This is a genomic window from Candidatus Thiodictyon syntrophicum, from assembly GCF_002813775.1.
In the GTDB taxonomy this organism is placed as follows: Bacteria; Pseudomonadota; Gammaproteobacteria; order Chromatiales; family Chromatiaceae; genus Thiodictyon; species Thiodictyon syntrophicum.
In genome coordinates, this window is record NZ_CP020370.1 from 5,487,798 (window position 1) to 5,511,748 (window position 23,951).

The 23,951-nt window shown below is 66.2% G+C and carries 19 protein-coding genes and 3 pseudogenes; 8 read left to right on the top strand and 14 right to left on the bottom strand.

Annotated features, from left to right (window positions below; all coding sequences use genetic code 11):
* Window positions 1-168: 168 nt before the first annotated feature.
* The 4 genes and pseudogenes from guaA to guaB form a co-directional block, all read right to left on the bottom strand.
* A complete protein-coding gene (gene guaA / locus THSYN_RS23250; protein WP_100921232.1) occupies window positions 169-1,755 on the bottom strand; it encodes a glutamine-hydrolyzing GMP synthase in 1,587 nt (528 codons plus the stop codon).
* Window positions 1,756-2,264: 509 nt separating this feature from the next.
* Window positions 2,265-2,831, bottom strand: a pseudogene (locus THSYN_RS23255) (IMP dehydrogenase); the annotation flags it as partial.
* 1,029 nt (window positions 2,832-3,860) lie between these two features.
* A pseudogene (locus THSYN_RS37590) lies at window positions 3,861-3,935 on the bottom strand (hypothetical protein); the annotation flags it as partial.
* Window positions 3,936-4,862: pseudogene (guaB, locus tag THSYN_RS23265) on the bottom strand (IMP dehydrogenase); the annotation flags it as partial. It lies immediately after the preceding pseudogene.
* A 343-nt stretch (window positions 4,863-5,205) separates the two neighbouring features.
* Here guaB and THSYN_RS23270 point away from each other — a divergent pair.
* Both THSYN_RS23270 and THSYN_RS23275 read left to right on the top strand, forming a co-directional pair.
* A complete protein-coding gene (locus THSYN_RS23270; RefSeq protein ID WP_100921233.1) occupies window positions 5,206-5,502 on the top strand; it encodes an antibiotic biosynthesis monooxygenase in 297 nt (98 codons plus the stop codon).
* A gap of 1 nt (window position 5,503) precedes the next feature.
* On the top strand, window positions 5,504-6,691 hold the full coding sequence (locus THSYN_RS23275; protein ID WP_100921234.1) for an iron-containing alcohol dehydrogenase: 1,188 nt from the start codon (window positions 5,504-5,506) through the stop codon (window positions 6,689-6,691).
* Between the two features lie 398 nt (window positions 6,692-7,089).
* Here the strand turns inward: THSYN_RS23275 and THSYN_RS23285 are convergent, their stop codons facing one another.
* From THSYN_RS23285 to THSYN_RS23295, 3 genes are all read right to left on the bottom strand, one after another.
* The gene (locus THSYN_RS23285; protein WP_236848661.1) at window positions 7,090-7,773 is read right to left on the bottom strand and encodes an alpha/beta hydrolase; all 684 of its coding nucleotides are present in this window, start codon (window positions 7,771-7,773) and stop codon (window positions 7,090-7,092) included.
* A gap of 31 nt (window positions 7,774-7,804) precedes the next feature.
* The gene (locus THSYN_RS23290) at window positions 7,805-9,421 is read right to left on the bottom strand and encodes an arylsulfatase (RefSeq protein WP_100921237.1); all 1,617 of its coding nucleotides are present in this window, start codon (window positions 9,419-9,421) and stop codon (window positions 7,805-7,807) included.
* A 117-nt stretch (window positions 9,422-9,538) separates the two neighbouring features.
* Window positions 9,539-9,823, bottom strand: coding sequence for an STAS domain-containing protein (locus THSYN_RS23295; protein WP_100921238.1), 285 nt, complete (start codon window positions 9,821-9,823; stop codon window positions 9,539-9,541).
* A 312-nt stretch (window positions 9,824-10,135) separates the two neighbouring features.
* On the opposite strand from THSYN_RS23295, the gene THSYN_RS23300 reads away from it, so the two are divergent.
* A complete protein-coding gene (locus THSYN_RS23300; protein ID WP_100921239.1) occupies window positions 10,136-11,809 on the top strand; it encodes a sigma 54-interacting transcriptional regulator in 1,674 nt (557 codons plus the stop codon).
* A gap of 14 nt (window positions 11,810-11,823) precedes the next feature.
* Window positions 11,824-12,717 carry a bile acid:sodium symporter family protein gene (locus tag THSYN_RS23305; protein WP_157817882.1) on the top strand — a complete coding sequence of 298 codons (894 nt, stop codon included), beginning with the start codon at window positions 11,824-11,826 and terminating at the stop codon, window positions 12,715-12,717.
* Window positions 12,718-13,144: 427 nt separating this feature from the next.
* Here THSYN_RS23305 and THSYN_RS23310 read toward each other — a convergent pair whose 3' ends face one another.
* Window positions 13,145-13,957: an acetoacetate decarboxylase family protein gene (locus THSYN_RS23310; protein ID WP_216644616.1), complete on the bottom strand. Its 813-nt coding sequence runs from the start codon at window positions 13,955-13,957 to the stop codon at window positions 13,145-13,147.
* A 269-nt stretch (window positions 13,958-14,226) separates the two neighbouring features.
* Between THSYN_RS23310 and THSYN_RS23315 the strand changes: the two genes are divergently transcribed.
* On the top strand, window positions 14,227-14,412 hold the full coding sequence (locus THSYN_RS23315; protein WP_100921242.1) for a hypothetical protein: 186 nt from the start codon (window positions 14,227-14,229) through the stop codon (window positions 14,410-14,412).
* Here THSYN_RS23315 and THSYN_RS23320 read toward each other — a convergent pair.
* Window positions 14,375-15,463 carry a peptidoglycan-binding protein gene (locus THSYN_RS23320; RefSeq protein WP_157817883.1) on the bottom strand — a complete coding sequence of 363 codons (1,089 nt, stop codon included), beginning with the start codon at window positions 15,461-15,463 and terminating at the stop codon, window positions 14,375-14,377. The genes THSYN_RS23315 and THSYN_RS23320 overlap by 38 nt on opposite strands.
* A gap of 326 nt (window positions 15,464-15,789) precedes the next feature.
* On the opposite strand from THSYN_RS23320, the gene xseA reads away from it, so the two are divergent.
* The gene (gene xseA, locus THSYN_RS23325) at window positions 15,790-17,187 is read left to right on the top strand and encodes an exodeoxyribonuclease VII large subunit (RefSeq protein WP_100921244.1); all 1,398 of its coding nucleotides are present in this window, start codon (window positions 15,790-15,792) and stop codon (window positions 17,185-17,187) included.
* A gap of 299 nt (window positions 17,188-17,486) precedes the next feature.
* Here the strand turns inward: xseA and THSYN_RS23330 are convergent, their stop codons facing one another.
* The gene (locus tag THSYN_RS23330; RefSeq protein ID WP_100921245.1) at window positions 17,487-18,794 is read right to left on the bottom strand and encodes an MFS transporter; all 1,308 of its coding nucleotides are present in this window, start codon (window positions 18,792-18,794) and stop codon (window positions 17,487-17,489) included.
* Between the two features lie 165 nt (window positions 18,795-18,959).
* Between THSYN_RS23330 and THSYN_RS23335 the strand changes: the two genes are divergently transcribed.
* Both THSYN_RS23335 and THSYN_RS23340 read left to right on the top strand, forming a co-directional pair.
* The gene (locus THSYN_RS23335) at window positions 18,960-19,256 is read left to right on the top strand and encodes a type II toxin-antitoxin system Phd/YefM family antitoxin (RefSeq protein WP_100921246.1); all 297 of its coding nucleotides are present in this window, start codon (window positions 18,960-18,962) and stop codon (window positions 19,254-19,256) included.
* Window positions 19,253-19,681: a type II toxin-antitoxin system VapC family toxin gene (locus THSYN_RS23340; protein WP_100921247.1), complete on the top strand. Its 429-nt coding sequence runs from the start codon at window positions 19,253-19,255 to the stop codon at window positions 19,679-19,681. Before THSYN_RS23335 ends, THSYN_RS23340 begins: the two co-directional genes overlap by 4 nt.
* 70 nt (window positions 19,682-19,751) lie before the next feature.
* Here THSYN_RS23340 and THSYN_RS23345 read toward each other — a convergent pair whose 3' ends face one another.
* From THSYN_RS23345 to THSYN_RS23360, 4 genes are all read right to left on the bottom strand, one after another.
* Complete coding sequence (locus THSYN_RS23345) at window positions 19,752-20,651, bottom strand: DUF2887 domain-containing protein (protein ID WP_100922559.1); 900 nt, start codon at window positions 20,649-20,651, stop codon at window positions 19,752-19,754.
* 46 nt (window positions 20,652-20,697) lie between these two features.
* Window positions 20,698-22,227 (bottom strand): reverse transcriptase domain-containing protein, encoded by a 1,530-nt coding sequence (locus THSYN_RS23350; RefSeq protein WP_172965325.1) that lies wholly within the window; start codon window positions 22,225-22,227, stop codon window positions 20,698-20,700.
* A gap of 328 nt (window positions 22,228-22,555) precedes the next feature.
* Window positions 22,556-22,981 (bottom strand): four helix bundle protein, encoded by a 426-nt coding sequence (locus THSYN_RS23355; RefSeq protein WP_100921249.1) that lies wholly within the window; start codon window positions 22,979-22,981, stop codon window positions 22,556-22,558.
* Between the two features lie 163 nt (window positions 22,982-23,144).
* The gene (locus tag THSYN_RS23360) at window positions 23,145-23,762 is read right to left on the bottom strand and encodes an Lcl C-terminal domain-containing protein (RefSeq protein WP_100921250.1); all 618 of its coding nucleotides are present in this window, start codon (window positions 23,760-23,762) and stop codon (window positions 23,145-23,147) included.
* Window positions 23,763-23,951 lie beyond the last annotated feature (189 nt).

The window sequence follows — 23,951 nt, forward strand, 5'->3', positions numbered from 1 at the left end:
CTGGAGTCCAAGGCTTCAGCCTTGGCGCGCTCCAATGCCTCCAGGCGCTTGCTGCGGCGCTTGACTTAGGTGAACTCCGGATAACTTTGTACCCACACCACAGACCGGAGGTCGAGGCTTCAGCCGGACGCGGCGCCGCCCGCTAAAGCGTCGACCTCCGGTCGAGGATCATTCCCACTCGATCGTACCCGGCGGCTTGCCGGTGATGTCATAGACCACGCGCGAGACACCGGGGACCTCATTGACGATGCGCCGGCAGACGAGATCCAGGAACTCATAGGGCAGGTGCGCCCAGCGCGCGGTCATGAAGTCGATGGTCTCCACCGCGCGCAGGGCGATGACATGGGCGTATTGGCGGTTGTCCCCGACCACGCCGACTGAGCGCACCGGCAGGAACACGGCGAAGGCCTGGGAGACCTTGTCATAGAGGTCGGCCCGATACAGTTCCTCGATATAGATGTGGTCGGCGCGGCGCAGGGTCTCGGCGTAGTCGCGGCGGACCTCGCCCAGGATGCGTACCCCCAGGCCCGGTCCGGGGAAGGGGTGGCGGTAGACCATCTCCACCGGGAGGCCCAATTCGACGCCGATGCGCCGTACCTCGTCCTTGAAGAGTTCGCGCAGCGGCTCGACCAGCTTGAGGTTCATGTGGTCCGGCAGGCCGCCGACATTGTGGTGCGACTTGATGACCTTTGCCTTCCCGGGCCCGGCTCCCATTCGGGCGCCCGCGGACTCGATCACGTCCGGGTAGATGGTGCCCTGGGCCAGCCAGCGGACCTCGGTGATGCGGGTCGCCTCGTCGTCGAAGACCTCGATGAAGGTGTTGCCGATGACCTTGCGCTTGTGCTCCGGGTCCGTCACGCCCTTGAGTGCATCGAGGAACCGATCGGCGGCGTCCACCCGAATGACCTTGACCCCCAGGTGGCGGGCGAAGGTGGCCATCACCTGGTCGCCCTCCCCCAGCCGCAACAGCCCGTTGTCGACGAAGACACAGGTGAGCTGGTCGCCGATGGCGCGGTGCAGCAGGGCGGCGACCACGCTGGAGTCGACCCCGCCCGAGAGCCCGAGCAGCACCTGATCGCCACCGACCTGGGCGCGCACGGCCGCGAGACTGTCGGCGATGATGTTGTCCGGGGTCCAGAGCCGGGCGCAGCCGCAGATCCGGTGGACGAAGCGCTCCAGGATGCGCCCGCCCTGGCGGGTATGGGTCACCTCCGGATGGAATTGGAGCCCGTAGAAGCCGCGGGCCTCGTCCGCAATGCCCGCCAGCGGGGCATTCGGGGTCTCGGCGATGACGCTGAAGCCGGCCGGCAGGGACTCCACCCGGTCGCCATGGCTCATCCAGACATCCAACAGACCGTAGCCCTCGGGGCTCAGGTGGTCCTCGATGGCATCCAGCAGGCGGGAGTGACCGCGGGCGCGCACCTGGGCATAGCCATACTCGCGGTGATCGGCCGGGGCGACCTGACCGCCGAGTTGGGCCGTCATGGTCTGCAGCCCGTAGCAGATGCCGAGCACCGGTACATCCAACTCAAAGACCAGCGGATCGGCCCGCGGTGTCTCGGCCTCATGGACCGATTCCGGGCCGCCGGAAAGGATCACGCCCTTGGGGGCGAAGGCGCGGATGGCCGCGGGCGCCAGGTCCCAGGGATGAAGCTCGCAATAGACCCCCGCCTCACGTACCCGCCGGGCAATGAGCTGGCTGTATTGGGAACCGAAGTCCAGGATCAGGATGCGGTCGGCGTGGATGTTGGACATGGTTTACTTGATGTTCCGGCAGAGGAAGCGGGGGGTGACACGGTCATGTTGAAGACTTGAGCGGTAAGGAACGGTTCACTAATAAGTGCCGGATTTATGTCACGCCCTTACAGGGCTGGACATTCTCTCCGGCGCAACCCAGGGCGTTGCCCTGGGCTGGTATGTCACGCCCCTTCGGGGCTGATGCCGTTAAGGCTGGCTCCCACGCTCCTGCGTGGGAGCAAGGGCGGGCGCTCCGCGTCCATTGATAAGACGGGACGCGGAGCGCCCGCCCGGCATTCCCACGCAGGAGCGTGGGAACGAGACGCCCGCGCCGGACCGCCTCGCGCATAACTAAACGGCATTGCCTTCGGGGCTCACTCACACCGGCGCCAGCGGACCGGCAGTCGGTAGCCGGTAGCCGGTAGCCGGTAGCCGGTAGCCGGTAGCCACAGCATGGCTCGAATCGCCAAAACCCATATTGATTTCTTGCGCCGGATTGCGCCTCAAGCGCAATCCGGCGCAAGAAATCAATTATCAATCCGATAATTGGGGGCTTCTTTGGTAATCTGCACATCATGCACATGGGACTCGCGCATCCCCGCGCTGCTCACCCGCACGAACTGCGGCTTGGTGCGCATCTCCTCGATGGTGGCGCAGCCGGTATAACCCATGCCTGACCCCAGGCCGCCGACCAACTGGTGGATGACATTGAGCACACTGCCCTTGTAGGGCACCCGCCCCTCGATGCCCTCGGGGACCAGCTTGTCCTTCTCCGAGTCCTCCTGGAAATAGCGGTCGCTCGACCCCTCCTTGGCGCCCATGGCCCCCAGGGAGCCCATGCCGCGGTAGGACTTGTAGGAGCGGCCCTGATAGATCTCCACCTCGCCCGGGGCCTCGTCGGTGCCGGCGAAGAGGCCGCCGATCATCACGCTGTGGGCGCCGGCCGCGATCACCTTGGCGACATCGCCGGAATAGCGCAGGCCACCGTCGGCGATCACCGGGATACCGGTGCCCTCCAGGGCCTCGGTGACATTGGCGACGGCGGTGATCTGGGGTACTCCCACCCCAGCGACGATGCGGGTGGTACAGATCGAGTTATGCACGATCGCATTATCGGCGATGAAACTATGAGTCGGACAATCGACCTCGATGTCGTAGACGGGCAGCGCCAGATGCAGCGGCTGCCGATCGAGCAGTTGCAGGACCTGATAGTCCTCGATCAGCCGCTTATCATGGGAGACATTCAGGCGGGCGCGGTAAGAGTCACGGCAGTTCGCGTCGCAGGTACCTGTCAGCCCACCGGCGGGTGCCGCTTCGACATGGCAATTCGGCAGGCTGCCCTTGAGGCGCAGACAGAGCAGGCTGAAGAGTTCGACCAGCGAGCGCGAGGTGTTACCGAAACAGGTCCGCCCGTCCGCACCGATAGAGCCGTGGCTGTCCAGCAGCCCATCGAACAGTCCTTGCAGATAGTCCGGATTGGCGCACAGCAGATCGGGCGGCAACCGTTTCTCATGGGCCTTGCCCAGCCGCGCCAGCAAACGCGCCCACTGGAGCGAATAGAAATGGACGGTGATGATCGCAGGTCCAGGCGTCTGCACCGGTGCGACCCCAGTCACCTCCTGGACACACTGGATCAGCTTGGTCGCGATGGCCTGTTCATGCTCGCCGAAATACCAGGAGACCCGACCCGTTTCGGAATCTCCGGACGCGGCGATGACGGCATGGCCATCGCCGAGAAAGGTTCCAAAGAGATAGCCGAGCGCATAGGAATCACGGATGGCAGTGTGATAGCGGGCCAACTGCAGGTCCTTGCGAATGGCGAACCCGGTCAGGTCGATGGCGATACGCTCGGGCAGCTCGAACGCGACCTGGCGCGGAAACAGGCAGGTGCCGCGTTCGACTTCGCCGATGGCGCTCCAGCCGATGTTCGAGGCACCCTGTCGCGTGGGCCTGTCCAACACGTTGGCGTAGCCTTTCGATGTCACCGTCGCCGCGCTGGTCGTGGCGAGATCGCCCATGAGATAGCGATGGTCAGGGGTGGCCAGCGTGCCCCAGAGTGAGGCGGTGTGGCGAATTTGCATGACCTCGCGCATCCCCGTGCACCAGGCCTTCACGACGGTCACCGGTTGCCCATCCCGATTGATCACCCGATCACCGGGGCGGACATCCTCGATGTTCCGGTAGCTGGCATCAGCCATCAGAATGCGTGTACCGGCCGCGAAACAGCCAGGCCCAATCCCGACCTTCACCGCATCCGCCCCGGCCTCGGCGAGCGCCCGGGCGGCGTCCGCGGTCGCGATGTTGCCGCCGACGACCTGGACTGCCGGAAAGTTCTTCTTGACCCAGGCGACCCGGTCCAGGACGCCTTGGGCATGGCCGTGGGCGGTATCGACCACGATCACGTCCACCCCGGCCTCCACGAGGGCGGCGACCCGCTCGTCCGTGCCCCGGCCGACGCTGACCGCCGCCCCGCAGCGCAGGCGCTCGTGGTGGTCGCGCGACGCCTTGGGGAAGTCCTTGGCCTTCTGGATGTCCTTCACGGTGATGAGGCCGCGCAGCTCGAAGCGGTCGTTGACCACCAGCACCTTCTCGATGCGGTGCTGGTGCAGGAGCCGTACCACCTCCTCCCGGCTCGCCCCCTCCTTGACCGTCACCAGGCGCTCCTTGGGGGTCATGATGGCGGAGACCGGCTCGTCCATGCGGGTCTCGAAGCGCAGGTCGCGGCCGGTGACGATACCGACCAGCTTGCCGTGCTCGGTGACCGGGACGCCGGAGATGTTGTGCGCCCGGGTCTGGCGCAGCACCTCGCCCACAGTCACGTCCGGCGACACGGTGATGGGGTCGCGGATGATGCCGCTTTCGTACTTCTTGACCGACAGCACCTCGCGCGCCTGACGCTCCAGGCTCATGTTCTTGTGGATGATGCCGATGCCGCCCTCCAGCGCCATGGCGATCGCCAGGCGCGACTCGGTCACCGTGTCCATGGCGGCCGAGACCAGCGGGATCCGCAGCACGATGTCGCGGGTCAGCTTGGTCTGGAAGCTGACCTCGTGGGGCAACACCCGGGAATGGGCGGGGACGAGCAGGACATCGTCGAAGGTCAGTGCTTCCTGGATCAGGCGCATGGCTCAGGCACTCCGAAGGGGCGGCTACCCCGGGAAAATAACCTGCTAGTATATATTTTCCGACTGGTTGAGTAAACTTCCCCGCGCGGCCGGGTGCGATCGGAACTGATGTGTTAACGCACATGTCGTAGGGTACGCATCGCCTACCCGCCAAGCTGCCACGACGGCGGCGCCGGGTACACGATTAGCACCCTACAGCGACCGGACGTTCTCACCGACCGGGCATCGTTGTCGTTGTCGTTGTCGTTGTCGTTGTCGTAATCGTGGTCGGATTATTCGATTGCGACAACGGCAACGTAACCGGAATCCCGGTCACCACGTCACCATCTTCGCGGATCATCTCATGCACGTCACGCTAGTCCATGTCCACGTCAAACCCGACCACCGCGACGCCTTCATCGAAGCCAGCCGCGCCAATCACGAGGCCTCGGTGAAGGAGCCGGGCAACCGGCGCTTCGACGTACTCCAGAACCCGGCCGACCCAGGCCACTTCGTCCTCTATGAGGCCTATGGCAGCGCCGCGGACGCCGCCGCGCACAAAGAGACCGCGCACTATGCCGTGTGGCGCGATACCGTCGCACCCATGATGGCGCAGCCGCGCCAGGGTGTGCCCATGACCGGACTTTTTCCCGCAGGCTGACATGATCACACCCTTTTCCATCGCCCGCCTGCCGCGCATCGAGTTCGGCCCCGGCCGCATCGCCCAAATGCCCGGTATCGCCGCCCGCTACGGCAAGCGGCTGCTGATCGTGACCGGCGGCCTCTCCTTCACCGCCACGGCCCAGTGGGACGCGCTGCAACGGGCACTCGACCAGGGCCAGTTCCACTATGACCTCGTCCGCATCGCGGGCGAGCCCTCGCCCGACGAGGTCGACGCCATTGTGCGCGACCAGCGGACGCGCGCATTCGATTTGGTCATCGGCATCGGCGGCGGCAGCGTGCTGGACGCCGCCAAGGCCATCGCGGGCCTGCTCAAACCCGGCAATACCGTGATGGACCACCTGGAGGGCGTGGGCCCGGAACTGCCCTATCGCGGCCCCGCCACACCCTTCATCGCCGTCCCCACCACGGCGGGCACGGGCTCGGAGGCGACCAAGAACGCCGTACTCACCCGCCAGGGTCCCGACGGATTCAAGAAATCATTCCGCGACGACACCTTGGTGGCCGACTACGCCATCGTCGATCCGGACCTGCTGGCCGGCTGCCCGCCCGACCTGATCGCCGCCAACGGCATGGACGCCTTCACCCAGTTGCTGGAGGCCTATGTCTCCGCCCGCGCCAATCCGGTCACGGACGCGCTGGCCCTGGCCGGACTCGCGGCCGTGCGGGACGGCCTGTTCGCCTGGTATCGGGGGGGCGAGGACGCCGCCGCCGGGCGTGCCCGGATGGCCTTGGCCGCGCTGCTCTCCGGCATCTGTCTCGCCCAGGCCGGGCTTGGTTCGGTGCACGGACTGGCCCAGCCGCTGGGCTCCCTCTTTCCCATCCCCCACGGCGTTGTGTGCGGCACCCTGGTGGCAGCGGCGACGCGGGTCAATTGCGAGGCGATGCAGGCACGGGCACCGGGCCATCCGGCGCTCGTCAAATACGCCCTCGTCGGGCGCCTGCTCGGGGCCGACCCGAGCGCCGACGAGGCTGCCGCCCGTCACTATTTGTTGAGCACCTTGGAGGAATGGACCCGACGCCTGAACCTGCCGGGCCTCTCGGCGTTAGGCGTGGCAGAGGCGGATTTCGCCCGCATCGTCGCGAACTCACGCGGCTCCAGCATGAAGACCAACCCCATTGAGTTGCAGGACGTCGAGATCGAGCAGATTCTGCGGTTGCGGTCCTGACCGAGGTTTCATCGCGCACCCTGCTGCTACCTGTGGCACAGCGGGCGGCTGCGCGGGCGCCTGGGGCTGATCGGTGCGCGGGCGGGGCTGCGCATCGCGCCGGTGCCGCTGCCGGATCGGTCGCAATCAGGGACTCAAGTACCCGCACGGTCATCAGCTACCCGACGCGGAGCGTTGCGCACCGAGGCCGCGGTGATCGGCTCGCTCTGCATCGTATGGCGTGACCATCAACGAGCGCGGCCGCACGCTCGCCATCGCGGCCCTCACCGGGGCATTGCCGGTGCTCGCCACCGGGCTTGGACTGAGCTTGCTGAAGGTCGTGCCCGTCTTCGGCTCGCTGACCGGGGCCGGCACCCTGACCACCCTCGCCGCGGCCATCACCCATGCGGTGGGCGCCGTCATGATCGACCATTTCGAGTCGGGCGGGACCTTGCAGGACTTGGATCGCGCGCTCCTGCGCCGGGAACTGTGCCGGGGCTGGCGCCTCCTCGTGGAGCTCGACCGGTGTGCCTTTGTGAGGTCCGGTTGCGGCCCCCGGTCAGGTCTTGGAGTTTCGGCTTTTTGAGCGGTTGCGCGGCCTGGCCGCGCAGGATCGTCAACTGCGATCGCGGTCTTGCCAAGCGTGCCGGGGCGCTCGTTCTCTGAACGTAGTCGGCGGACTCGGTCGTCGTGGTGTAGGAGGTCAGAAAATTGCCGGTCGACGAGGCCGGCCAAGTGAAGAAGGTGCACACGTCTTCGCGCCCGAGGAAATGGCAGAGCTCGGCGGCCGTGTAGGCGGCGGTGGCGAAGGTCTCGTTGAAGCCCTGGACATAGAGCATGACCTCCTTGCTCGGCGAGCGCTCCAGTCGGTGCTCGACGGTCCGCGTGAGCGCCGCCTTGGCCTCATCGTGGGCCGCAAGCTCGCCGCGATCGCGCTCGATCCGTCCGCTCGGCAGCCGCTGCAACTGGTAGGGCTCGTTCGGGAACTGTCCCAACTGCTTGACCTCCCCGAGATCCAGAGCGATCTCCCGCTTGCGCTTGCCGAGCTGGCTCTGCGCGCGCAAGGTCGCCCAGTCGATAGCCGGCGTCAGTCGTACCTGCACGGACATCCTTGTCCGCGTCGGGTCGCGCCGGTCAGTGGGCGCCCGCGTCGCGCATCTGCTCCATGACCTTATCCAGGCTGAAGCTTGCCGCCTTCATGCGCGGCGGGTACTCCTTGAAGGTCGATAGGAAATCGGCGACGTAGGCCTGCGCCGGGACCAGCATGAAGGCGCGGTCGATCTGCCAATCATGGTAGGTGTTGGAGGTGATGGTGGCCTGCTCATAGGGGTCGCGGCGCAGGTTGAAGATCAGCGGCACGCGCAGCGGGCTGAACTCCTCCATCCAGACGCGGAAGGTGCCAGGGGTCTTCTGCTCCATGAAGAAGATCTTCCAGTCCTGAAAGCGCAGGGCGGTCAGGTCGCCATCATCGGAGAAGTAGAAGACCTCCTTGCGGGGGCTCGGGGTCTGCTCCGGGTCCTTCAGGTGCGCGGTCACGTCATAGCCGTCCAGATGGACCTTGTAGTCGCGGTTCAGCGCCGTCGAGTGGTAGCCGTCGAGCAGGTCCTCCTTGATGTCCGGCTTGCCGGCGGCCGCCGCCAAGGTGGGCATCCAGTCCATGTGATGGACGATCCCGTTGCTGACGGAGCCGGGCTTGATCGCGCCGGGCCAACGGACCATCGCCGGGACGCGCCAGCCGCCCTCCCAGTTGGTGTTCTTCTCCCCGCGGAAGGGGTTCACGCCCGCGTCGGGCCAGGTGTTCTTGTGCGGACCGTTGTCGGTCGAGTAGAAGACGATGGTGTTGTCGGCGATCTTGAGCTCGTCGAGCAGCGCAAGGAACTTACCGATGTGCCGGTCGTGCTCGACCATGCCGTCGGCATATTCGTCCTGTCCGGAGATCCCGCGGTTCTCTGGCTTCACGTGGGTGCGGAAGTGCATCCGGGTGCCGTTCCACCACACGAACCAGGGCTTGCCGGCGGTCTGTTGCGCGCGGATGAAGGCGATGGCGCGGTCGGAGGTGTCGTCGTCCACCGTCTCCATGCGCTTCTTGGTGAGCGGACCCGTGTCCTCGATCTTCTGGGTGCCGTCCGGCATGGCCCAGGAGTGGATGACGCCGCGCGGACCGAACTTCTTGCGGAATTCCGGGTTCTTCGGGTAGTCCTCGTTCTCCGGCTCCTCTTCCGCGTTCAGGTGGTAAAGGTTGCCGTAGAACTCGTCGAAGCCATGGTTGGTGGGCAGGTGCTCGTCGCGGTCGCCGAAGTGGTTCTTGCCGAACTGGCCGGTGGCGTAGCCTTGATCCTTGAGCACCACGGCGATGGTGGGATCGAGGACGTTGCTGCCCTCCTTGGCACCGGGCAGCCCGACCTTCGACAGACCCAAGCGAAACACGCTCTGACCGAGCATGAAGGAGGCGCGGCCGGCGGTGCAGGACTGCTCGGCGTAATAGTCCGTGAAGAGCATGCCCTCCTTGGCGATCCGGTCGATGTTGGGGGTCTTGTAGCCGACCAGCCCCATGGAGTAGGCGCTGACATTGGATTGGCCGATGTCGTCGCCCCAGACGACCAGGATGTTGGGTTTGTCCGCCGCGCCCGCGGGGACCGCAATCCCCAGTGCGGCGGCATAGACCAATAAGGCCAAGGCGCGCCGCCGCGCTGCGGGAGGCCGCTCGGGTCCGGCCCCCCAAAGGCCCGGTCTTTCGTCTAAGTGTCTCATATCGCTTAAGTCCTCTGTTGCCGTGATCGCTGTTCGCACCAGCCCGCTACCCTCGCCCCAGGCCTTGCCCCCAGGCCGGACCTGCCATGCGGAAACCGCCTGGCCGGGGCATAGGGCTCAAGGCCTCTGTCGACCGCTCGCCCCCAAGTCTCGTCGCGGCGCGATCCGCATTGCCAGGTAGGGCGAGAGTCCCGCAAGCTTGACCCCGGCCGCCTGGAGCCCGCGCAGGAAGCCGAGAGCCGACTCGTCCGCCTGCCTGAGGCCAGCCAGGTCCAGGGTCAATGCGCCCGAGGCACCCGCGCAGGCCCGCTCGAGATCCCTGAGCCCGTCCGCGTCCAGCCATCCGTCGACCTGCAGCAAGGTCCCGCCCGGCCCTTCAACTTGGGTGATTCGAAAGGTCATGGCGAGGTCAATGCAGCAACGGGGCCAACTCCCGCCGACCGGCTCTGAGAACCGTAACAGTCAGCTTTTTATAGGTAATGCCTGGCGCGCGGGGCGCCGAGCGGACGGGTTGCCGACCTTGGATCGCGAAATATCGTCATCGCGATTACGAAATCTCGTAAATCACGACATATCGCTATTCGCTTGGCGCGTACGCGGCTAACCTATGGGTCGACGGATCGTCTTGGCGGTCCGCGGCGAGCCGCTTCGATTGCGTCCGCCCCGAGCGTGCGTCGCCCAGTCCATCGCCCCCGATGATCGAAGGAGGTCCACTTGAGCAATCCCGGTGCGTGCGATCCAGACGGCGCGACGTCGCTGGCAGCAGCGGGCGGCGACTCTCGCTTCGAGGATCTGCTGACCGACCTGGCGGCCTCCTTCATCAACGTGGAATCCGAGGCGCTCGACGGGCATATCCAGTCGGCCCTGCGTCGGATCGTGCTGTTTCTGGGGATCGACCGGGCAACGATCGGCCGCTTCGACGACGAGTCCCGCCAATGGTTGCGGACTCACTCCTGGGCACTGCCGGGGATCGCCGCGGTCCCCTCGCCGATCACGGAGGCACAGCTCCCCTATCTGGTGGGACGGCTGCGTTCCGGGCTCGTCACCCTGTGCAGCCATCTCGCCGATCTTCCGCCCGAGGCAGCCCAGGACACGGCCATGCTGCGCGCGCTGGATCAAAAGTCGCTGGCGCTCTTCCCGCTGATCGCCGAGGGCCAAACCCTGGGCGGCTTGTCGTTCGGCACCATCAGTGCCGAGCATCCCTGGCCCGAGGACGTGGTGCGGCGACTGCGCCTGATCTCCGGGATCTTCGCCAACGCCCTCATGCGCCGGCACAAGGACCTGGCACTCAGGCGCGCCCTCGCCGAGAACGTGGCACTGCGCGAGCGGGTGGAAGCGGAGAACGCGGTGTGGCGCGAGGAGGTCCTGCACTCGCTCGACTTCGACGAGTTGGTCGGGACCAGCCCGGCCCTGACGCGGGTGCTGCGCCAAGTGGAGCAAGTCGCCCCCACGGACAGCACCGTACTGATCCTGGGCGAGACCGGAACCGGCAAGGACCTGATCGCCACCGCCATCCACCGGCGCAGTCGCCGAGCCGAGCGGCCGCTGGTGCGGGTGAACTGCGCCGCACTCCCTGCCACCCTGATCGAGAGCGAGCTATTCGGTCACGAGAAGGGGGCCTTCACCGGGGCCATCGCCAGAAAGCTCGGCCGCTTTGAGGTCGCCGACGGCGGCACCCTGGTCCTGGACGAGATCGGCGAGCTGCCCCTGGAGCTCCAGGCCAAGCTCCTGCGCGTGCTCCAGAGCGGTGACTTCGAGCGGCTGGGCTCGCCCATCGCCCGCCGCTCGGACGCGCGGGTGATCGCCGCCACCAACCGTGACCTGGCCACCATGGCCCGGGCCGGCACCTTTCGCGCGGATCTCTATTACCGGCTCGGGGTCTTCCCCATCGAGCTGCCGCCGCTGCGCGAGCGCAAAGAGGACATCGGACTCCTGACGGCCTATTTCGTCGAGAAGCTGCGCCCGAAGCTGGGCCGGCAGATCACGCGCATCCCGGAGCGCGCGCTCGCCGAGCTGATGGCCTACGACTGGCCGGGCAACGTTCGCGAGCTCGAGAACATCGTCGAGCGCTCGCTGATCCTCTCGCCCGGGTCGAGCCTGGAGGTCGACGGACTCCCGCGCATGACGGGCGACAGGGCGATGCCGTTCGCCGATTCGGGTCTTGGAGACAACCGGACCTTGGCAGAGGTGGAACGCGACCACATCCGGGCCGTTTGCCAGACATGCGGCTGGCGGATCAACGGCAGGGGCAATGCCGCGGAACGCTTGGGGATCAATCCCAACACCCTGCGCTCGCGGATGCAGAAGCTCGGTATCGCGCGTCCGACCGGGCAGAACGCCGGAGAGACAATGCCCGCACCGGGGACGCGCAGGGTATCGCGGCCATAAGCGGAACGGACCCGATGATGGACATTGCGGTCCCGGCCTGCGTCTGGCTGCTGATGCTGGCAGTGGGACTGGATCTCGAGTCCGCGGACTTGCGCCGGGTGCTGCGCTACCCGAAGACGGTGGCGCTCGCGACCCTGGGCCAGCTCTTGGCGCTCCCCGTCTGCGCCGCCGTCCTGATCTGGACCCTGGACCCGGGGCCGATCACGGTCGCCGGCATCGTGCTGCTGGCCGCCAGTCCAGGCGGTGCACTCTCCAACATCTACAGCTATTTGAGTCGCGCCAATCTGGCCCTGTCCGTCACCCTCACGGCCGTGTCCACGCTGCTGGCACTGGTCGCCATGCCGGTACTGACCGCGGCCGGATTCGCGCTCTTTCTCCACGGGCAAGCGTCGATCCCGCTACCGGTAGGCCGGATGGTCGCCCAGCTCGTGCTGATGCTCCTGCTGCCCCTGACCTTGGGCATGGCACTGCGGCGCTGGCGCCCTGACGCGGTGCGGCAGGCGGACCGCTGGCTGCGCCGGCTGAGCCTGCTGGCCGTCGGCATCATCCTTGGGGCGATCCTGTACGCCCGCCGGAGCGAGCTCGCCGACGGACTGCCGGAGACCGCCGCCGCGGCACTGGGCTTCATCCTGCTCGCCATGGGCGCGGGCTGGAGCCTGGGATGGCTCGCGGGACTCGACGGGCGCGATCGCTTCACCCTGCTCCTGGAATTCGCGGTGCGCAACGTGGGGCTGGTCGCCCTGATCGGGGTCTCGGTCCTGGGTCGACCGGAGCTCGTGCTATTCGCCGCCGTGTTCCTGCTGCTGGAGCTGCCGATTGCCCTAGGCCTCTGTTGGATCTATGCCCGGCGCCTGAGCCGGGAATCTAACGTACCTCTTCTGCCGGGCGAGAATGGACCAGTTGCTTGAGCAAGAGCGTCCATAGGCCCAAGAAGAGCGAAGCCGTCACCAGGTGCCATATAAGCAAACGCTTAACACGAGATACTCAGGAGTGTTCGGCATGGGCGAGCGCTGGGCCAGTGACAGTGGAGAGCAGCGGGGCTGCATTCTTAAGGATTCGTCGGAGCCCGAACGCAGGCACCGGCAGAGGTTGCGTCGCGCGGGGCGCGTCGTCTGCACGATCACGCCCGGGAAGCGGGCAGCGACGATCGGCTGCCCGACGTACGCACCGACCCAAGACTTAACGGTAGCACCAGCTCGGCGGGTGCCGCGACACGCCGCCTTGCGCGTCCCAAACGGCCTGTTGCGTATGGAAACTTTCTCTTTTCGATCAATGTGTTGGCGATCTCCCGCTCCACCACCAGCAGGTCCAAATCCGAGCCCGCGTCATCCCCACTCAGCGCAGCCTGCGCTGTCGGCTGAAGTCCTCGCCGCCGATCGAGGTCGACAGGCTGGCACCACGCGCTTGCTTGATCTGCAGTGAGGCGAGGGCGTTGACGATATGGTATTGAGTCGGCATGTCTTCCCAACTCGCTGCGTGGAACTGTACGCTCCCCTCGCCTCGCCACAGAGCCGTGGTGCGCGCCTGGCTGTATCCGTTCGGCTGGAGCACCGCGTAGTCGGCGTCAGGCGTGCTGTCCTGGCCGGTCCCTGGGATGTACTTGTAATGGAGCATGCCAAGCGCTATGCCGTCACGCGCCACCTCGGGTGGTGGCGGATAATTCGCCGGCGGGACCGCGATCAGGTTGCGGATCGCGATATCCACAAACCGAAATCCGAGCCAACTCGCGCTGAGGTGCGTCTCATTTCCGCGAATGATCGGGGCCGGGATCTCGGCATAGATCTTGGCAAACCCGATCTGTTCCCTTCCGGTCAGAATCGGGTCTGCCAGGTTCTCCCAGAGCACGGCCAACAAGGGTCCGGCGGCGCGATCCCGCTCGCCGCTGTAGGTGACGGGAAACATGACTCCCAGGACATTGTAGCCACGCCCTGCAAGCCACTCGACCTCGGTCAGGTGGACGGACGCAATCGTCACGACCGGCTCACCGGCCACCGCGAAGCCAGGTGGGCATAAGGCCTCGAGCTGATCCGCATCGGTTAGAAAGCTGACCGTGTAGGTGGTGCTCTTTGGCGAGGCGACATGATTGAACGGCTTGAGATCGGGGCCCTGGCGCGGACCCGACAGCGGGCCGAAGTGGGTCGGCATCATGTACATCACGCCTGGTTCGATATGGTATCCCATGATTCACTCCGATGGTCCGCAGGCCGTAGCGTCATCGCCGTCGACGCCATTACGCAGGAGCCGACCGATCGCGGCATCGCGTTGGTAACGGTGAAAATGGAGAGTCCGAGACATCGTCGTCAACCCGACGGTCAACCGCGCGCCCAAGGCCGCGCCGATCGACCGCCATCCGGGTCGAGCGGTGGCTCCAGCGGCCAGCGCCGCGACCGCCACCCCCTGACCCGAGCCGGACCACCATGATCGACGACCCGACCCCCCGCCTGCGCGCCTGGATCATCGCCAACCTGCTCGACGGCCGGGCGTGGCCGGGCTTCGACGACAACACCGACCTGATCGCCGACGGCCTCATGGACTCCTTGGCGATCATGATCGTTGCAAGTACCACTACGGCATATCCTGCGGTATCACCGTTGCCAGCGTAGGCTGCGATGCGATCAGCCGTGCGCGACCGATTGCCACGTGCGAGGTGAACAACGCGTAATTATCGGCATTGTGCATGCGCGGCTGGTGCGCGAGCTTGAATGCGCCTTCGCGGTAACCGTTGGGCGCATCGACAATCCGGCGCTCTTTGGATTCATCATCAACAAAATGAAACAGTTCATGTAGCAGGATGTGCGCGAACAAATCCTGTGCCTCGAAATCGATTCTATCGCAGAGATAGACATGGCCCGACGTAATGCCGTCCTTGCGCCTGTCCTCAAATGTCTGCATGGGCGTGAAGGCGCGCCAGTCGGGCCGCAGGCCGGTGGGATCAATGTCGAATATGGCCACGCCAAAGGGATTGCCGCCGAAAACGCTGGGCCGCGGATTGTTGATCACACCGTTCAGCCGCCTGAAGGTTGTGCGGATAAAGCCGAGATCCTGCAACGTCTGCGCCTGCGGCTGGTTGCCAAACCTGAAATGAAAATCGACCTTGCGAAATGACTGGGCGTTGGATGCCAGCGCGCCGGCACCCAAGGCCACGTGATCCATTGCCTGTTCGATCACACGCAGCCCCTCACGCCCGGCGCGTATCAGGTCGGGCAGTGTGCGCTCGGTGCGCTTGAGCCGCAGCGCGCGACGCAGTGCCGGCCCGAGGCCGGCCAGATTGCGCACTGCCGGCACATCCGCACCCAGCACTGCGCGCAACTGTGCAATCGCGCGCTGGCCCGGGGTCGATACTTCGTTCAGGCGCCGCAGCGTCGGTCCATCGGGATCGATGCGTCCGTCCGCCACTTTCAGTTGCTGACCCTTCTGAAATTTGTGTATGGCACCTTGAGTCAAGGGCCCGGTGATGCCATCCTCCGCCAACAAAGGCAGCGGGCCGCTTTCCTCGGGTGCCACGCCGTTGAGCAACTGCTGAATGGTGAGCACATCAACGCGCGCATTGACACCGCCCACACCAACGGAGGCCTTGATTGTCGATGCGCCCGGCCCGGCAGAATCGAGGTCACCCACCTTGCAGCACGATGGCGTATTTGCGCGTACCAGCATGACTGTCTCCTGGTGCGGACTATCCGCACGGCTGCGGTTCCAGCATTGGGCAATCTACCCCCCGATTCACCCAGCGTCAACCGTCGGCGCCGACGAGGTGTATATCAAACTCAACCTGAGCGCGGCGGACTCAGGTCAGCAATTTGTAACGGGGCACCATCCTGAAAGAGCGCCGCCCCCTCCCGGCGGAAAAACCGTCCAGGATGCCAAGCTGGCGAAGGAGCACCACGAGACGACGTATCCACGTTGCTGACCGCAATACGCTACCGAGACCGCTCGCATAAAATGGGAAAATCCGCCCCCCGGCGCACCACCGAGCAACCCCCATGACACCCATCACCCCCGACCTTGCCCTGGACTTCACCCGCGACATCTACAGCGTCGCCCGCCTGGCGAGCGAGGTGCGCGCGGTGTTGGATGGCAGCTTCCCGTCAATCTGGGTGCGCGGGGAGATCTCCAACCTGGCGCTGCCGGCGTCCGGGCACTGCTATTTCAGCCTCAAGGACGAGGCCGCCCAGGTCCGCTGCGCCATGTTCCGCGCCAAACGCCTGCTGCTAGGGTTTCGGCCGGAGAACGGGCAGCAGGTGCTGGTGCGGGCGCGGGTGACGCTCTATGAGGCGCGCGGGGACTTCCAACTGGTGGTGGAGCACATGGAGCCGGGCGGTGAGGGGGCGCTGCGCATGGAGTTGGAGCGGCTCAAGCGCCGGCTGGCGGCCGAGGGGCTCTTCGCCGAATCCGCCAAGCGCCCCCTGCCCGCCTTCCCGCGCCAGGTCGGGCTCATCACCTCGCCGACCGGGGCGGCGGTTCATGACCTGCTGACGGTGCTGGGGCGGCGCTGTCCGGCCCTGCCGGTGTTGATCTACCCGGCGCAGGTGCAGGGCACGGCGGCGGCGGCCTCCCTGGTCGCGGCCTTGACGCTCGCCAACCGGCGCGCCGAGTGCGATGTGCTGATCCTGGCCCGCGGCGGCGGCTCATTGGAGGATCTGAACGCCTTCAACGACGAGTCCCTGGCGCGGGCCATTCGCGCCTCCCGGATCCCGGTGGTCAGCGGGGTCGGCCATGAGGTCGACACCACCATCGCCGACCTGGCGGCGGACCGCCGCGGGGCCACCCCCTCGGCGGCGGCAGAGCTGGTGGCCCCCGCGGCGGAGCACCTGGCGCAGCGGGTCGCGGCGCTGCGGGCGCGCCTCGGCCACCTGCAAGGGCGGCTGATCGAGGGGGCCGGCCTGCGCCTGGCGGCGGTCCTGCGCCAGTTGGCCCTGCTGCACCCGGCCGCACGCCTGGAGAGCCGCGCGCAACACCTGGACGAACTGGACCGGCGGCTCGCCGAGGCGATGCAGCGGCACCTGCGCGGCGCCCGCGCCCGCCTGGAGCCGCGCGCGCTCAGTCTCGCGGCGGTCTCACCGGCGCGGCGGCTGGGACTCGCCGCCGCGTCATTGGACGGGCTGCGGGCACGCCTGCACTGGGCCCAGTCCCGCGCCCTGGGCCGACTGCAGGAGCGCCTGGGCCGGGCGCTCACCGGTCTGGACGCCCGCAGCCCGCTCGCCACCCTGGCCCGCGGCTACGCCATCGTTACCCGGCTGCCGGATGGCCAGATCCTCCGCGACCCGACGCAGGCCCCGCCCGGGACCCGGATCGAGGCGCGGCTGGCGCAGGGCGTCCTGCACGCCCTGGTGGACTCGCCCGAAAACGTAAACCCAAGAAGAGTACTTGGCCGCAAATGAACGCAAATAAGCGCAAATAAGCGCAAATAAATCTGCTTGTTAGCATCGTCGCGGGCATCACCCTTGATCATAACTCCGGCCGCCTCGAGTGTGAGATCCGTCGCGGCCTGGGGGCCGCTCCTACGGCGTAGGAGCGGCCCCCAGGCCGCGACGGGTTGCCGCAAGGGCGCATGGCCGGAGTTGTGATCAAGGCCGCGGGCGTCACCCGGACGGCGAATTTGCAGTAAAGGCCAAGTCTCTGATTATTTGGGTCCATTTGCGTTCATTTGCGGCTCAACTGCTTTTTCTATGGTAAAAGGTTAAGCCAAGGTCAGGTTCCGACACCGCGTCTCCCGTATCAAGGATGCGGCAATCAGGCCCAGCAGCGCACAGGCGCAGGAGAGCCAGAGCCCGTTGTGGTAGTCGCTCAGGGCATAGTGGCGTACCCCCGCGACCAGGGTCCCGTCCCAGGTGAGGTCCATGGCCCAGCCGAAGGCCGGCTGCATGATGGCCGCCCCCAGGAAGAGCCCCGTGTTGACCAGCGCGATCACCATGCCGGCTACCCCCGGGGGCACCACCTCCTTGGCGGCGACATAGCCGACCACGAAGCCGCCGGTGCCCAAACCCAAGAGGGTGAACAGCGCGAGCCCCGTCCAGCCCGGCCCCCAGGGCAGCAGGACCAGCCCGAGCCAGGCCAGCACCGCGAGCAAGCAGGCCCCGACGATCACCGGCTTGCGTCGACCCAGATAGTCCGAGAGTGACCCCGTCAGGAGACACCCCAGCGCGAACCCGGTGAGCATCAGCGTGGTGTAGAGCGAGGCCGCGGTGCGGTCCAGCCCGAAGCAGTCCTGCATCAGCTTCACGCCCCAGAGCCCGGCGAAGGCGAACAGGCTGCCGGTCACACCGAACATCATGAAGAACACGGGCCACACGGCCCGAGTGGTGAAGACCCCACGGAGATCCAGCAGCCAATGCTGGTGGCGCTCCGGGTGGGGCGCCAGGCCCTCCAACTCGCGCACTGAGGGAAAACCCGCGTCCTGTGGGCGGCTGCGCACGACGACCACCGTCAGGGCCGCCGTCGCGAAGGACAGCACACCGATGCCGACGAAGACGTCCCGCCAGGACACCACGGCAACCAGGAGCGCAAGCGGCCCGGCCGCCAGGATGGCGCCCAGGTTACCAAGCAGCAGGGTCGCCCCGCTGATGGCCCCGGAATAGCGCTCGGAGAACCACTGGGTATTGCTGCGCATGAGCCCGACGAAGACCACCGAGACCCCGAGCCCGACCAGCAAGCGGCCGACGGCGGCGACCTCGAAGGTCTGCGCCAGCCCGAACAGGATCGACCCGCACCCCGCTACCAGGCACGCCAAGGCGACCCCAACGCGCGGCCCCAGGGTGTCGGCCAGCACCCCGGCGGGGATCTGCATGGCGGTGTAGATGTAGTAATACATGGCCGCCAGCGACCCCAGCGCCGCCCCGCTGGTGTGGAAGGCCGCCATCAGCTCGCCGGCCACCACCCCCGGGGCCATGCGGTGGAAGTACACCGTCATATAGGCCAGGATCAGGATGGCGTAGATGCTCCAACGGCGGCGCTGGAAGCGCCGCCAATCCGCGGGGTCGAGTGACATGAGTCGGTCCTGGTGGGGGTCCGGCGGGTCGGCGGCCCGGCCGGAACTTGAGCGGGCGGGGCCTATGTTACCGGAGCGGGCGGGCGGGGGCCGACGCATCACGGTTGACCAGCGTCGCATCAGGGGCTAGAGTCTGGTCAGGCTGACTAGACAACAGGAGAAGCCATGAAGAGCACTGGCGCAGAGGAGCCCTCCCGTCGTGGGAATACAAGCTACTGGCAGCTTCAGGATGCCAAGGCCCGGTTCAGCGATGTGGTTCGCCGGGCCGTCGAGCAGGGACCTCAGCATGTGACAGTCAACGGGGAGGAGCGAGCCGTGGTCGTCTCGGCCCGGGAGTATGACCGTCTCACGGGCCACCGCACGGGCGGCGAGCTGGTAGCGTTGCTGGTCGACTCGCCCCTTGCAGAGGTCGAATTCGAGCATCCACGGATTACCGGGCCGGTTCGGGATGTCGATTTGTGAGTGGTTGGCTCCTCGATACCAACGTCCTTTCCGAGCTTCGGCGCAAGCAACCCGAGCCCGCGGTCGCGCGCTTCGTCGCCGCGCAGCCGTTGAACGATTTGTACGTGAGCGCTGTGACCTTCGCCGAGATCAGATTCGGTATCGAGCTGATCGGTGACCCAGAGCGGCGGGCCGAACTGCACCACTGGCTGACCCAGCGGTTACGGGCGCTGTTCGAGCGGCGGGCACTACCCGTCACGGAGGACGTCCTCCTGCAATGGCGGCTGATGATCGAGGCCGGACGCAAGCGTGGTCATACCTTCAGCCACCCGGATATCCTCATCGCCGCCACGGCGGCCCAGCACGGACTGACGGTCGTGACGCGAAACACCGGCGAATTTGCCGCTGCGGGCGTTGCCATCTTCAATCCCTGGAAAGGTCCGTAGGGCGGAACGCGCAACGGTTCCGCCATCGTCAGCGTCGGCGCCATGGCGGACGCCGAAGCGGGCATCCGCCCTACGGGACCTTCGGCGCGCCGCGCCGCGGCCTGGGACCGAGCAAGTCCTCCAGGCTCTGGGCCTCGAAGATCCCCTCCAGCCAGCCGTCCAACTGATCCATGGCGGCCCCGTCCAGACGCAGGACGGCCCACCGGGGCAGGGCACCGAAGCGGCGCTTCAACTGTCGCTTCAGTCCGTCGGCCTTGCCCTTGGCCTCGCCCTCGGCCTTGCCCTTAGCCTCGCCATCGGCCTTGCCGGCGGCTTCGCCCTTGGCAAAAATCTCCTGATAGGCGCGTGTTTGTTCCAGTGGAACCAGTACCGGCAACATGCTGCGCAACTCCTCGTTGGTGAGTAGTGGAAACCGCTCCATCAGCAAGAATTCGAGTATCCTTTCCAGGGTGGCGCGGACCGGCGGCGCCACGGCGGCCGTCCGGATCACCTGCCAGGCCGCCGGTGTACGGACCCGAAGGTCCTCGGTACGCGGGATGATCAACGGGACCAAGGCGGCGACATAGGGGTTGTCCGGTTCGCGCTCCAGCCACGCGGGCAGAATCTCGTCGAGATACGCGACCGAGCACAGGGGCGGCCCGGCGCCCGGCGGTAACCCGGGATCATCGCCCGCGCGCAGGAAGATCAGCATACCGCGAACCGCGCGCCCCGGGTGCGCCTCCCCGTAGAGACCGAGCTTGGTCAGCAGGTTATACCAGGCGCCGGCCACCGGTTGCGCCTGAAACTCGACGATCTGGACGGGACCGTCGTGATCATCGGGCTCATAGATCCCGTCCAGGCGCCGCTCGATGCCCTTGAGCGTCAGGGACACGAAGCGGTAGCTCCCGCTCAGGGTTACACCGCCGCTCAGGATGCGAAACGCCTCGGCGCCGGTTGAGAGGTATTCATAGATCGACGGATCGGTCTTCATGTCGCGCTGTCCGCTGCCGGCCATGGCCTTAAGGATAGCCCAACCCCTACCGCACTTCCTCCCGCTCGGTCGCTGCCGCGTAGGCTCCACCTCCTCCCAAACTGCCCACCACCGGCACCATCCGCCACGCCACCACCCGCTCGCGAATCCCGGTCCAGTCCCGCTCGCCCTGCCGCACCACGACCACCGATCGCCCGCCCACGATCAACCGGGCCAAGGTCCGCCCGAACAACCGCCCCGGCACGCCGAAGAGGGCACCACGAGGGTTCTCGCCCAGCGGTTGCAGCCCCAGCAGCCCGGCGATGGGCGCATCACGCCGGTCGTAGAACTCATAGTAGGCCCCGACCTGAAACAGCGCCACGGCGTCCGGGAAGCGCCCGCGGACCCAGGCATACTGCTGACGGACATTGGTCAGCCCCGGCGGCATCCGCCAGCGCGGTGTGACCCGCCAGGCCGCCGCATCCCAGTCGAAATAGACCGCCAGCCACCCGTGCCCGGCCCACAGCGACTGCCACAGACGGTGCGCATTGGCGTGCTTGAAATGGCCGAGATAAGACGACAGCACCGCGTGCAGCCGATCCAGGTCCGCCGCCTCGAAACGGTAGGTCACAGTCCCCGCGTCCGCCGTGACCAGCAGCGCCCGGTAGGCCCGCAGCCGTGCCTTGAGCGCATCGACCACCCGCCGACGCACCAGCCGGTAGTCGCGCCGCACGATATAACCCAGGAAATCCACGCCGTCGGACAGCGGTCGCAGCCGCTCGCGCGGGTTCAGTTCCAAGGCCAGCGTCTCGCGCAGATAGGTCTCGAGCCGCGCCCGCCAAGACACCAGCTCATCCCGGTCCGCCGACAGCAGCAGGAAGTCGTCGCAATAGCGCAGGTAATAGCCGCAACGCAGTTGATGCTTGACGAACTGATCCAGCCCGTTCAGATAAACATTGGCGAAAAACTGGCTGTTGAGATTGCCGATCGGCAGGCCCTTGCCTGGCTCGCAGCGCAGCAGGGTCTTGTGGGGCGGCACCCGCTCCAAGTCGCCGGGCGCGCCCTTGACGATATGGCCCAGGGTGCAGTCGTGAAACACCAGCAGTTCGGTGAGCCAGCGCGCATCCTCATCGGTGATATGCGGGGCGAGCAGCCGCCACAAGATCGCCTTATCGATCCGCATGAAATAATTGCGGATGTCCAGTTGCAGATACCAGCCCGGGCGTTGGCCGTTGGCCGTCACCTGACGGATGAACCCCTGCAAACGCGCCACCGCCGCATGGATGCCTTTACCCTTGCGGCAGGCATAGGAGTCGTGGATGAAGACCCGCTCCCAATACCGCTCCAGATGGTCCACCAGCACATGGTGGACCACCCGGTCGCGGAAGTCCGCGGCGAAGATCTCCCTGAGCTTCGGCCGCTGAGTAACAAAGCAGACAGATGGGGCTGGCCGGTAGGTACGCGTCTCCAGCGCCTCGCGCAGCGCCAGGAGGTTCAGTTCCTGATGCTCCTCGAAGCGCAGGGCGTTGATGGTGTTGCGCTTGTTGCTCCGGCACCGCAGATAGTGCCGGTCGAGGTTCTCATAGGAGAACAGCATCAGGCCCCACCTCTCGGGCTCATCTGAAGCAAAGGGAATCATTCTCCGGGGCGCACGGCCCAACCGTAGATCTGGTTGTCCTTGTTGTCGTTGTTCTGGTTCCCGTTGTCGGTGTTGAAGTTCCACGCGTTGTTGGGATTCGGCGCGAACTGCGTACCGGACCAGTACACGGACGCTTGCCCAGCCACTTACCGGCACCGCATCCGGCGTTACATCCGGCTCCGCGGCACCCCACCGGTTGGGAATCCCGCTTAGGGTATCCCGCCCTGTATCGACATGCCTGCCCCTCATGGGTGGCGAGGGCCAGGCGGGATGGGCGCACAATGATTCAATCGGCACGCGTCGGCGGTCGCGCGCGAAGGCGACGCCCGCCAACTTCTGGCCCCCGTTGCGTTGGCCCGTCTTGCGGACCCTTGAAACTGCGGAGCCAACCCTCGTTCTGTCTGCAAACCGAGGCGACCTGTTCTACCGTGAACTGATAGGCCGCAAAACTTTTGAACGCCTGGACCTCTTTCGCCAGGCGGATCAGAATGAATAACTCATCGAGCTGGCCGCGCAGCACCAGCAGCATCGGCGGCTTGTCATACTCGGCATTGGCGCGAATAATGAGGGAAACGATCTCCCGGCTCTTATTGCGTAGCTCGGTGCCCAGCGTGTATTTGTGATAGCGGCTGAAGCCGGCCACTACCTTCTCGAAGTGTACCGCGACGTCCATCGCCTGTTTGTAGATCGGCAGATGTTCGTATCGCGCCATAACATTGCACTTTTTGTGTATTCACGCGCGCTACGCGCGCGAGCAGGGGGGAAGTATCCCCCCTGACCCCCCTCTAAAGGGCCGAATCACCCGAATCACCGAATAACCAAAGTCGCTCGCCGCCCGTGTCGGGTAGCTCCGAGGGCCAGCAAGCCCAGTGCCATCAGCAAGCCCGTCGCGGGTAGCGGGGCGGCGGCGACTTGTCCGGGGCGCACGGCCCAACCGTAGATCTGGTAGCCCTTGCCGTCGTAGTTCTGGAACCCGAAGCGGGGTAGAAGAACCACGCGTTGCTGGGATTCGGCGCGAACTGCGTACCGGACCAGTACACGGACGACTGCATGTAGGTGAAGTGTTGAGTGAGCACCGTACTGGAGGTGATGGCTTGGCCCGATGTCAGACCACCCTCGGTATAGAACAGGTGCCCCAATTCACTTCCGGTGCAGTTGTAGCCGGAACAAGGGCCACTGCCATCGCTGTTCAGCGCCGACCACAGCCGCCAGCCGTTGGTGCCCGCATAGTTGGCCGCGTTCATCGCCGTGATCCAGCTTTGGGCCACGTCCCAGGTCATGGTGCCGTTGGCCGCGATACCGCTCACGCCGAAGTCGACCGTGTCGGCGAGGTTGGCGTTTTTCAGCCAGGTCAGTCCCGTCGCGCCATAGTCGTTGTCCCAGACCAGGTTCACGCCACCCGCCGTGTAGTCGATCAGCGCCGCCTGAGCCGCGCCGCCGCCCAGCAGCAGCGCCCCCGCCAGCAGCCCCGCGCCCGTCAGTGTCGTCCTCATCGTTCCCCTCCGGCCTATCAGTTGAACAAAGGATTCGGCAACCCGGGGCCCGGTGGTTTCCTTGCGGCTTGGGCGACGTGTGCTGCCTATGGCGATATTACCATAGCCGGGGGGGGGGAGACAAGAAAAGTGAACCGACGCAGCAGCCCGGCGCGCGGTCCCGCAGCGCCCGCGCTGCCGCAATCATCG

Coding starts and splice junctions, on each gene's coding strand:
- guaA (WP_100921232.1), bottom strand. CDS start 1,755: ATGTCCAACATCCACGCCGACCGCATCCTGATCCTGGACTTCGGTTCC.
- THSYN_RS23270 (WP_100921233.1), top strand. CDS start 5,206: ATGCACGTCACGCTAGTCCATGTCCACGTCAAACCCGACCACCGCGAC.
- THSYN_RS23275 (WP_100921234.1), top strand. CDS start 5,504: ATGATCACACCCTTTTCCATCGCCCGCCTGCCGCGCATCGAGTTCGGC.
- THSYN_RS23290 (WP_100921237.1), bottom strand. CDS start 9,421: ATGAGACACTTAGACGAAAGACCGGGCCTTTGGGGGGCCGGACCCGAG.
- THSYN_RS23295 (WP_100921238.1), bottom strand. CDS start 9,823: ATGACCTTTCGAATCACCCAAGTTGAAGGGCCGGGCGGGACCTTGCTG.
- THSYN_RS23305 (WP_157817882.1), top strand. CDS start 11,824: ATGATGGACATTGCGGTCCCGGCCTGCGTCTGGCTGCTGATGCTGGCA.
- THSYN_RS23310 (WP_216644616.1), bottom strand. CDS start 13,957: ATGATGCCGACCCACTTCGGCCCGCTGTCGGGTCCGCGCCAGGGCCCC.
- THSYN_RS23315 (WP_100921242.1), top strand. CDS start 14,227: ATGATCGACGACCCGACCCCCCGCCTGCGCGCCTGGATCATCGCCAAC.
- THSYN_RS23320 (WP_157817883.1), bottom strand. CDS start 15,463: ATGCTGGTACGCGCAAATACGCCATCGTGCTGCAAGGTGGGTGACCTC.
- xseA (WP_100921244.1), top strand. CDS start 15,790: ATGACACCCATCACCCCCGACCTTGCCCTGGACTTCACCCGCGACATC.
- THSYN_RS23330 (WP_100921245.1), bottom strand. CDS start 18,794: ATGTCACTCGACCCCGCGGATTGGCGGCGCTTCCAGCGCCGCCGTTGG.
- THSYN_RS23335 (WP_100921246.1), top strand. CDS start 18,960: ATGAAGAGCACTGGCGCAGAGGAGCCCTCCCGTCGTGGGAATACAAGC.
- THSYN_RS23345 (WP_100922559.1), bottom strand. CDS start 20,651: ATGAAGACCGATCCGTCGATCTATGAATACCTCTCAACCGGCGCCGAG.
- THSYN_RS23350 (WP_172965325.1), bottom strand. CDS start 22,227: ATGCTGTTCTCCTATGAGAACCTCGACCGGCACTATCTGCGGTGCCGG.
- THSYN_RS23355 (WP_100921249.1), bottom strand. CDS start 22,981: ATGGCGCGATACGAACATCTGCCGATCTACAAACAGGCGATGGACGTC.
- THSYN_RS23360 (WP_100921250.1), bottom strand. CDS start 23,762: ATGAGGACGACACTGACGGGCGCGGGGCTGCTGGCGGGGGCGCTGCTG.